The 8,050-nt window shown below is 56.0% G+C and carries 8 protein-coding genes; 5 read left to right on the forward strand and 3 right to left on the reverse strand.

The annotated features are described in order from the left end of the window. Positions 1-41: 41 nt before the first annotated feature. Entirely contained in the window at positions 42-731 is a 690-nt protein-coding gene (locus tag B2T33_RS14520; protein WP_008889756.1) for a DUF484 family protein, read from the reverse strand. A 128-nt stretch (positions 732-859) separates the two neighbouring features. Beyond that, entirely contained in the window at positions 860-1,516 is a 657-nt protein-coding gene (gene fsa / locus B2T33_RS14525; RefSeq protein ID WP_008889757.1) for a fructose-6-phosphate aldolase, read from the reverse strand. 171 nt (positions 1,517-1,687) lie between these two features. Here fsa and B2T33_RS14530 point away from each other — a divergent pair, with 171 nt between their 5' ends. Beyond that, the gene (locus B2T33_RS14530; RefSeq protein ID WP_286792414.1) at positions 1,688-3,919 is read left to right on the forward strand and encodes a primosomal protein N'; all 2,232 of its coding nucleotides are present in this window, start codon (positions 1,688-1,690) and stop codon (positions 3,917-3,919) included. 25 nt (positions 3,920-3,944) lie between these two features. Here the strand turns inward: B2T33_RS14530 and B2T33_RS14535 are convergent, their stop codons facing one another. Continuing rightward, a complete protein-coding gene (locus B2T33_RS14535) occupies positions 3,945-4,772 on the reverse strand; it encodes a substrate-binding periplasmic protein (protein WP_286792415.1) in 828 nt (275 codons plus the stop codon). Positions 4,773-4,845: 73 nt separating this feature from the next. Here B2T33_RS14535 and B2T33_RS14540 point away from each other — a divergent pair, with 73 nt between their 5' ends. From B2T33_RS14540 to B2T33_RS14555, 4 genes are all read left to right on the forward strand, one after another. Beyond that, a complete protein-coding gene (locus B2T33_RS14540; RefSeq protein ID WP_286792416.1) occupies positions 4,846-5,163 on the forward strand; it encodes a MazG-like family protein in 318 nt (105 codons plus the stop codon). Positions 5,164-5,621: 458 nt separating this feature from the next. Continuing rightward, positions 5,622-6,179 carry a F0F1 ATP synthase subunit delta gene (locus tag B2T33_RS14545; RefSeq protein ID WP_044827248.1) on the forward strand — a complete coding sequence of 186 codons (558 nt, stop codon included), beginning with the start codon at positions 5,622-5,624 and terminating at the stop codon, positions 6,177-6,179. Continuing rightward, the gene (gene atpA, locus B2T33_RS14550; RefSeq protein WP_008889762.1) at positions 6,179-7,711 is read left to right on the forward strand and encodes a F0F1 ATP synthase subunit alpha; all 1,533 of its coding nucleotides are present in this window, start codon (positions 6,179-6,181) and stop codon (positions 7,709-7,711) included. Before B2T33_RS14545 ends, atpA begins: the two co-directional genes overlap by 1 nt. A gap of 30 nt (positions 7,712-7,741) precedes the next feature. Continuing rightward, positions 7,742-8,050 (forward strand): F0F1 ATP synthase subunit gamma (locus B2T33_RS14555; RefSeq protein WP_286792417.1); only part of this gene is annotated, 309 nt, incomplete at its 3' end.

Raw genomic sequence — 8,050 nt, forward strand, 5'->3', positions numbered from 1 at the left:
GGCAATGGCGTCGCGCACATCCTGTGGCAGGGTGATGGCGGTCAGACCGTTTGGGTCAGCCATCGACGCACACCAAACTCGATAACGGATGCCAGGAACATGATCAGATCATTGGCCTGTGCCGGGCTGAAATAATCCGGCTCCTTGACGCCAAAGGCAACAAGCCCGACCGGATCGCCATAAAACGGTGCCAGGCGCACAATTGCCGCAGACCGGATTTCAGATGCCTTCGGGCCAAAGATCGCCTCGTCACCAGCGTCATCGGGCAACAGCCAGACATCGTGCTCGTCACCCAGAACCTGATCAACGGCACCGACAACAAGGCGACGCACCCGGCCATCACAACTCGGCACCGGGGCCTCTTTGCATTCTTCAAAGCACAGCGCAATCGCATCAAGATCAAGAAGCTCTGGCACCAGGTCCTGAAGCGCTTCGACAAAGGTTTCAAAGCCGCGCGCATTCAAAAGTGCCAGAACCGCACGGTGAATGCGGCTTTGGGTTTCGAGATTGGATTTGGAAATATTGATCAGTTCGCTGGTCGCACCGCGCAGCTTTTCACGTTCATCGCGCAGGCGCGCAACGACATATTGCTGCATGTCGGCAACGCCATTGCCCAGTTCGCGCATCGGCAAATCAAGACTTTCAAGCAAGTCCGGGCGCGTAGTGAAGAATTCAGGATGTTCGGCAAGGTAGTCTGCCACATCGTCGGCGCGCAAAGCTGTCTTTTCCATCGGTTCCGGCTTGAAAAGTGAGAAACAAAAAACCCGGCTGCCACAATGCGGGCTGCCGGGTTAAATGCATGTTAAAAACCGCGCGCGATCCGGGTTTTTATATGTCTGTCGCGATCAGTGCTCCAAAATCAGAGGATCGACTGGCCGGTTTTTTCCCAATCGGCGAGGAACGCTTCAAGGCCCTTGTCGGTCAGCGGGTGTTTGGTCAACTGACCCAGAACCTGCGGCGGGATGGTGACAACGTCAGCACCGAGGCGGGCCGAGTCGACAACATGCTGCGGGCCACGTGCCGATGCCACGAGGACTTCGGTGGTCCAGTTCGGGTAGTTGCCATAGACATCAACGATGTCAGCAATCAGTTGCATGCCATCCGAGGAAATATCATCCAGACGGCCAACGAACGGCGAAACATAGGTCGCGCCTGCTTTGGCAGCCAGAATGGCCTGACCAACCGAGAAGCAAAGGGTCACGTTGGTCTGAATGCCTTCGTCGGTGAAGGTACGGCAAGCCTTGAGACCATCAGCAGTCAGCGGCAGCTTGACGACGACATTGTCGGCGATTTTGGCAAGCTTGCGGCCTTCGGCAACCATGGTTTCGTAATCGGTCGCAGCAACTTCTGCGCTGACCGGACCGTCAACAACTTCACAAATTTCCTTGATCAGTTCGAGAAACGGTCGGCCAGACTTTGCTACCAGCGAGGGGTTGGTGGTGACACCGTCCACGAGGCCGGACATGGCCAGTTCGCGGATTGCGTCGATGTCAGCGGTATCGATGAAAAACTTCATTGGAATTCCTGTTTAGGACCTGTTGTTCAATGATGCGGTTAGCTGCTAGGTTCTGGATCATCTGATGACGGAACCAGATCCTTGCTGTGGGACCGTTTGTTTCTGTGCCCATATGTCTGGCGTTCCTGAAACGGCTCGGTCTGATGGGCAACCTCACGGGGTTTATAATATATGCGTGCCGCAAAGGCCACCTCTGGAAATTTGTTTGCGAATGATCCGGCCTTTGAGGTAACCGCCCAGACCGTGAGCGTCCTGCCGCCGCTGCCTTTGGCAGGTCCTTATGACTATCTGGTACCCGAAGGCGTTTCTGTCGCACCCGGCGATTTCGTTGAAATTCCCCTCGGTCGTCAAACCCAGCGCGGTGTCGTCTGGGGCGATGCCAAGGGCGATGTTGACCCCGCCAAGCTGCGCGAAATTTTCGGTGTTTTGCCAACCCCGCCGATGGCGGATGTCACCCGCAAATTCATTGATTGGGTATCGGCCTATACCATGGCACCGCAAGGGGCTGTGTTGCGCATGGCCATGAGCGTGCCCGACGCGCTTAAGGCCCCCAAACCGATCTTTCGATTTACCTTAAATCCGGAATTTGACGCGGCAAGCTTGCGCATGACGCCGCCGCGCAAACGGGTTCTGGCGTTTTTGGCCGATCATCCACCGATGGAGCAGGGCGATATCTTGCGCGAAACCGGTGCCGGGGCGAGTGTGATCAAGGGGCTGGTCGACGCTGGCGCTGTGCAGCGCCTGATGGTCACCCCGCCATCGCCGTTTGAGGCACCTGATCTTGATATTCCGCGACCGGACTTGTCGCCCGAACAGAACGAGGCCGCTGATGCGCTGTGCGCACGCCTTGATGACGGTGGTTTTTCCTGCACCCTACTTGATGGTGTGACCGGGTCGGGCAAGACAGAAGTTTATTTTGAGCCGGTCCGTGCCGCACTGGCACAGGGCAAGCAGGTTGTGGTCCTGTTGCCGGAAATCGCACTTTCGGCCCAGTGGCTGCAACGTTTCCGCGACCGGTTCGGTGTTGAACCCGCCCTTTGGCATTCCGAAGTCGGGCAGGCCAGGCGTCGTGATACCTGGCGCGCAGTGGCCGATGGATCGGCCAAGCTGGTTGTCGGGGCCAGGTCAGCCCTTTTCCTGCCCTATCATGATCTTGGCCTGATCGTGGTCGACGAGGAACACGAACACGCGTTCAAGCAGGAAGATGGCGTGATGTATCATGCCCGCGACATGGCGGTGACACGGGCGCATCTCGGCAACATTCCCATCGTGCTGGCGTCTGCGACCCCGTCGCTTGAAACCCTGGCCAATGTTGAAGCCGGGCGCTATCAGCATGTTCAACTTGGCAGCCGTCATGGTGTGGCGGTGTTGCCAAGTGTCGAGATCATCGACATCCGCCAGGACAAACCTCAACGCAATCGCTGGATCACGCCGACGCTGAAAAAACGGCTGGCAGAAACCTTTGCCAATGGTGAACAGGCGATGCTGTTTTTGAACCGGCGGGGTTATGCACCGCTTACGCTGTGTCGGGCCTGTGGCCATCGGTTCCAGTGCCCGAACTGCACAGCCTGGCTGGTTGAGCACCGGGCATGGGGCAAATTGCAATGCCATCATTGCGGCTATCAGGCCAAGGCCCCGGATGCCTGCCCGTCCTGCGGCGCGGAGGGCAAGCTGGCCCCTTGTGGTCCGGGGGTAGAACGCCTTTATGAAGAGGCCGTGGAAACCTTCCCCGATATCCGGGTCGAGGTCGCGACATCCGATAACATCATGGGGCCCAAGGCCGCTGCACAGCTGATTGATCGCGTGCATAATCACGAAGTTGATCTCCTGATCGGCACACAGATTTTGGCCAAGGGCTATCACTTCCCGATGCTGACACTTGTTGGGGTGGTTGACGCCGATCTTGGCTTGGCCGGCGGCGATTTACGTGCAGCCGAGCGCAGCTATCAATTGCTAACCCAGGTGGCGGGCCGCGCAGGCCGTGGCGATCGACCGGGAACGGTGATGCTGCAAACAGCCGATCCGGCCAACCGCGTGATCAAGGCAATTGCCGCTGGTGATCGTGATGCCTTTAACGAGGTGGAGCTATCGCAACGTATGACCCATGGCATGCCGCCACATGGTCGGCTGGCCGCCCTTATTATAAGTGGCAAAAAGGAAAGCGAAGTTGATGAGGCCGCATGGCGCATCGGCCGGGTTGCGCCGCGCGGGGATGGCCTGATGGTGCTGGGCCCGGCACCCGCACCTTTGTCGCTTTTGCGCGGGCGTTATCGTCGCCGCTTCATGATCCGTGCCGACAAGTCGGTCAAGATGCAGGCACTGATCCATGATTGGCTGTCAAAGGTCAAAACACCGGGCAGTGTGCGTGTGCAGGTCGATATCGACCCCTACAGCTTTATGTAGTCGGGATTGCTTCGCGTCGTGTCGCTCATTGCGAATATTGCGACTGCCACCAGTCATACCCGTCCGGTCCAAGGTATCTTTCAAAGATACGAAGCAACCGGCCATCTTCGCGCATTTCGCGGATGATTTCGTCATACCGGCTCAGGAACGCTTCCTTGTCGGGATAATCGGACGCCTTTGAGAACACATTATAATAGGGCGCACGACGCAGTGGCGGATACAGAAAGGCGATCTTGTTGCGATAGCGATTCTGCAGACTGTCATAAATGGTGTTGAGGTAATTGACCGGTACGGCGTCAAACCGGTTTTGCAGCAACATCGGGATCAGCAGGTCACTGCGGGCCACTGTCTGGATATCAAGACCGGAATTCCAGAAGGCGCTGGTATAGGAATAGTCGGCCGCCGCCCCGATCCGCACCCGTGCGAGATCGGAAAATTCCTCGAACCGGATTTTTTCTTTGTCCTCGGCCCGGATTGCAAATCGCCAGTCCAGCAGCAGATGCGCCTCATTGGGATATCGCAGGAATTCGGCGCGCTCGTCATTCATCGAAAGCGTCAGGACGATGTCCGAGTTGCCGTTGCGGGCGTTGTGCAGCAAACGGCTGCCATTATCGACAAAACGGAACACATAATCCCGGATTCCCATAGTGCGCAGCACCTCGGTCATGATGTCGATATCAATGCCCATGGGGTCTTCATGGCCAACCCATTTCAGCGGGGCTTCTTCAAGACCCTCGATCACAAGGGTGCGGGCCGAAGGGCTTTTCCACGATAACAGGATCAGGCACACTGCTGCACAAAGGCAAATTCCCAGTTCAAGGAAGCTTTGTTTTCGTGCCGTTGGCGTCTTCATTGTCGTTCCTGTTGTACTGGAAACGGCGCAGGTGCATCTGCTGTCATATTATATTTAGGGAGTTAATTTGATAATGCTTTGTGAAAGTAATAACGAATCATCTGAAAATCAGCGCAGCATGTGCGATTGGGCAGAGCAGACATTCGGCGCGGTCAGTGATCCGGCATCACTCGTCGACCGAGCCCTTCTGGAAATGCAGGAACTTGGCGAAGCAGTTCAGGATCGCGACGTCAGCGAGATCGGCAAAGAGGCCGCCGATGTTCTGATTTTGCTGTATCGGCTGGCAGATCAGTTCGACCTCGATCTTGATCAGGAAGTGCAGGCCAAGATGGCGATCAATCGATCAAGAACCTGGGTGTCAAAAGGCGATGGCACGGGATCACACGTCTGAAACCATCGACGTCACTTGATTTAATGTGATGATACCTCTCGATGATCGGGGAACCAGATGGCTCTGCTAGGCCACGTCAAGTCTCGGTCAGGTGTGAAGTTGGTTACAGTTTCGACCGGTTTATCCCGATAATCGCACTCAGGATAAAAACCAACTCTGTGCAATTCGGGGATTCGTCGGCTGAATCAGGATTTCAGTAACCTTGCGGCCCCATCCCCAACCAGAGGCATCTTATTAAATAGTTGTAAGCCTGCCTTAAAAATGGGCGATTTCGGGGTGTTTTGGCCGAACTTTGCCAAAGAATGGAAAAGAGGGCGCAATTGCGCTTGCGCGGGGGTTGCCCACTCAAAGGACATGTGATACCAAACGCTCGCTTCCCGGAAGGAAACCCTTTCGGGGGATCATTTTTTTATACGTATCCGAGTCGTTCTCATAACCAGAATTGAGGGCTTTCACCGGTGTCCCAAAATACTGCCGCGACCGGGCTCCAAGGGCGCTACGCCACAGCACTATTTGACTTGGCCAACTCGGCCAACCAGCTTGATGCTGTCAAAAGCGATCTTGAATTGCTCGACCAGGCCATCGCAGACAGCGATGACCTCCGGAATGTACTCCGCAGTCCCGTGATTTCCCGGGACGTGCAGGCCAAGGCGATGGCGGCTCTTCTGGATAAACTCGGCGTTTCCGAGTTGACCAAGAAGACCGTTGGGCTTCTGTCTCAGAAGCGTCGTCTGTTTGCCCTGCCGGCTGTTATCGATTCCTACCTTTCCATGCTCTCGGCTCACAAGGGCGAAGTAACCGCACAGGTGACTTCGGCTTCCGAGCTGAAAAAAGAGCAAATCGAAGCCGTTACCGGCGCTCTCAAAGAAGTTGTCGGCGCCACTGTCAAAGTGGACCTTAAAGTTGATCCGGCTGTTCTTGGCGGTCTTGTCGTCAAGGTCGGTTCCCGGGTTTTTGATGCCTCGCTTCGTACTAAACTGCAGAAGCTCGAGCTCGCTATGAAAGGGGTTGCGTGATGGAAATCCGCGCCGCGGAAATCTCCGCTATTCTCAAGGATCAGATTGCCAATTTTGGTGCTGAAGCCGAAGTTGCCGAAGTCGGTCAGGTTCTGTCCGTAGGTGACGGTATTGCCCGTGTTTACGGTCTGGACAATGTTCAGGCTGGTGAACTCGTTGACTTCCCGGGTGGCATTAAGGGCATGGCCCTTAACCTCGAAGAAGACAACGTCGGTGTCGTCATCTTCGGTTCTGACCGTTCGATCAAGGAAGGTGACCAGGTTAAACGTACTGGCGCCATCGTTGACGTTCCGGTTGGTAAAGAACTTCTTGGTCGCGTTGTTGACGGTCTGGGTAACCCGATCGACGGCAAAGGCGAGCTGGGCGCCAAAGAACGTCGCCTTGCCGACGTCAAGGCACCGGGCATCATCCCGCGTAAATCGGTTCATGAGCCGGTACAGACCGGTATCAAGTCGATCGACTCCCTGATCCCGATTGGTCGTGGCCAGCGTGAGCTGATCATTGGTGACCGTCAGACCGGTAAAACCGCCATCATCGTTGACACCATTCTGAACCAGAAGCCGGTGAACGATGCAGCGAAATCCGACAGCGACAAGATGTTCTCCATCTATGTTGCAGTTGGTCAGAAACGTTCGACCGTTGCACAGGTTGTTAAGGTCCTTGAAGAGCGCGGCGCGATGGAAAACACCATCATTGTTGCTGCGACCGCATCCGACCCGGCACCGATGCAGTTCATCGCACCGTTCGTTGCTTGCGCAATGGGTGAGTACTTCCGTGACAACGGCATGCACGCAACCATCTTCTATGATGATCTGTCCAAGCAGGCTGTTGCTTATCGTCAGATGTCGCTGCTGCTTCGCCGCCCGCCGGGACGTGAAGCATTCCCGGGTGACGTCTTCTATCTGCACTCCCGTCTGCTGGAACGTGCAGCGAAGATGAATGACGAAAACGGCGCTGGCTCGCTGACCGCACTTCCGGTCATTGAAACCCAGGGTAACGACGTTTCCGCGTTTATTCCGACCAACGTGATCTCGATCACCGACGGTCAGATCTTCCTTGAAACCGACCTGTTCTACAAAGGCGTACGCCCGGCTGTGAACGTTGGTCTGTCGGTTTCGCGTGTTGGCTCGTCCGCACAGATCAAAGCGATGAAGCAGGTTGCTGGCTCGATCAAGCTGGAACTCGCTCAGTATCGTGAGATGGAAGCATTCGCACAGTTCGCATCGGATCTTGATCCGGCGACCCAGAAACTTCTGGCCCGTGGCGCACGTCTGACCGAGCTGCTCAAGCAGCCGCAGTACTCGCCGCTCAAGGTCGAAGAGCAGGTCGTTGTGATCTACGCTGGTGTTAAAGGCTATCTCGACAGCATTCCGGTGAACAAGGTTCGCGCCTTCGAAGAACAGTACCTGTCCGAAATTCGTTCGGCTGGCGCTGATATCCTCGATGCGATCCGCACCGAGAAGGTTCTGTCTGACGACAGCGAAGCCAAGCTTAAAGCGTTCCTCGACAAGTTCGCGAAAACCTTCGCGTAAGACTGAAACTTAGGCGAAGGAGGAAACGCAATGGCTAGTTTGAAGGATCTGCGCTCGCGCATTGCCAGCGTCAAATCGACGAGGAAGATTACCTCGGCGATGAAGATGGTGGCAGCCTCCAAGCTCCGTCGTGCACAGGATGCAGCGGAAGCAGCCCGTCCCTATGCGGAACGCATGGGGACGATGCTGGGCCGTCTTGCAACTGCCGTCGGCAGCAATGAAGGGGCTCCAAAGCTTCTGGCCGGTACCGGTAAGAATGACGTGCATCTGCTCGTCGTCTTCACCGCAGACCGTGGCCTTTGCGGTGGTTTTAACGCATCGATCGTGAAAGCGGCTCGT

The sequence above is a fragment of the Thalassospira sp. UBA4513 genome, from assembly GCF_002388495.1.
Lineage (GTDB): Bacteria > Pseudomonadota > Alphaproteobacteria > Rhodospirillales > Thalassospiraceae > Thalassospira > Thalassospira tepidiphila.

Excerpts from the sequence above, each read along its gene's own strand:
- B2T33_RS14520 (WP_008889756.1), bottom strand. The coding sequence starts at position 731 with ATGGAAAAGACAGCTTTGCGCGCCGACGATGTGGCAGACTACCTTGCC.
- fsa (WP_008889757.1), bottom strand. The coding sequence starts at position 1,516 with ATGAAGTTTTTCATCGATACCGCTGACATCGACGCAATCCGCGAACTG.
- B2T33_RS14530 (WP_286792414.1), top strand. The coding sequence starts at position 1,688 with ATGCGTGCCGCAAAGGCCACCTCTGGAAATTTGTTTGCGAATGATCCG.
- B2T33_RS14535 (WP_286792415.1), bottom strand. The coding sequence starts at position 4,772 with ATGAAGACGCCAACGGCACGAAAACAAAGCTTCCTTGAACTGGGAATT.
- B2T33_RS14540 (WP_286792416.1), top strand. The coding sequence starts at position 4,846 with ATGCTTTGTGAAAGTAATAACGAATCATCTGAAAATCAGCGCAGCATG.
- atpA (WP_008889762.1), top strand. The coding sequence starts at position 6,179 with ATGGAAATCCGCGCCGCGGAAATCTCCGCTATTCTCAAGGATCAGATT.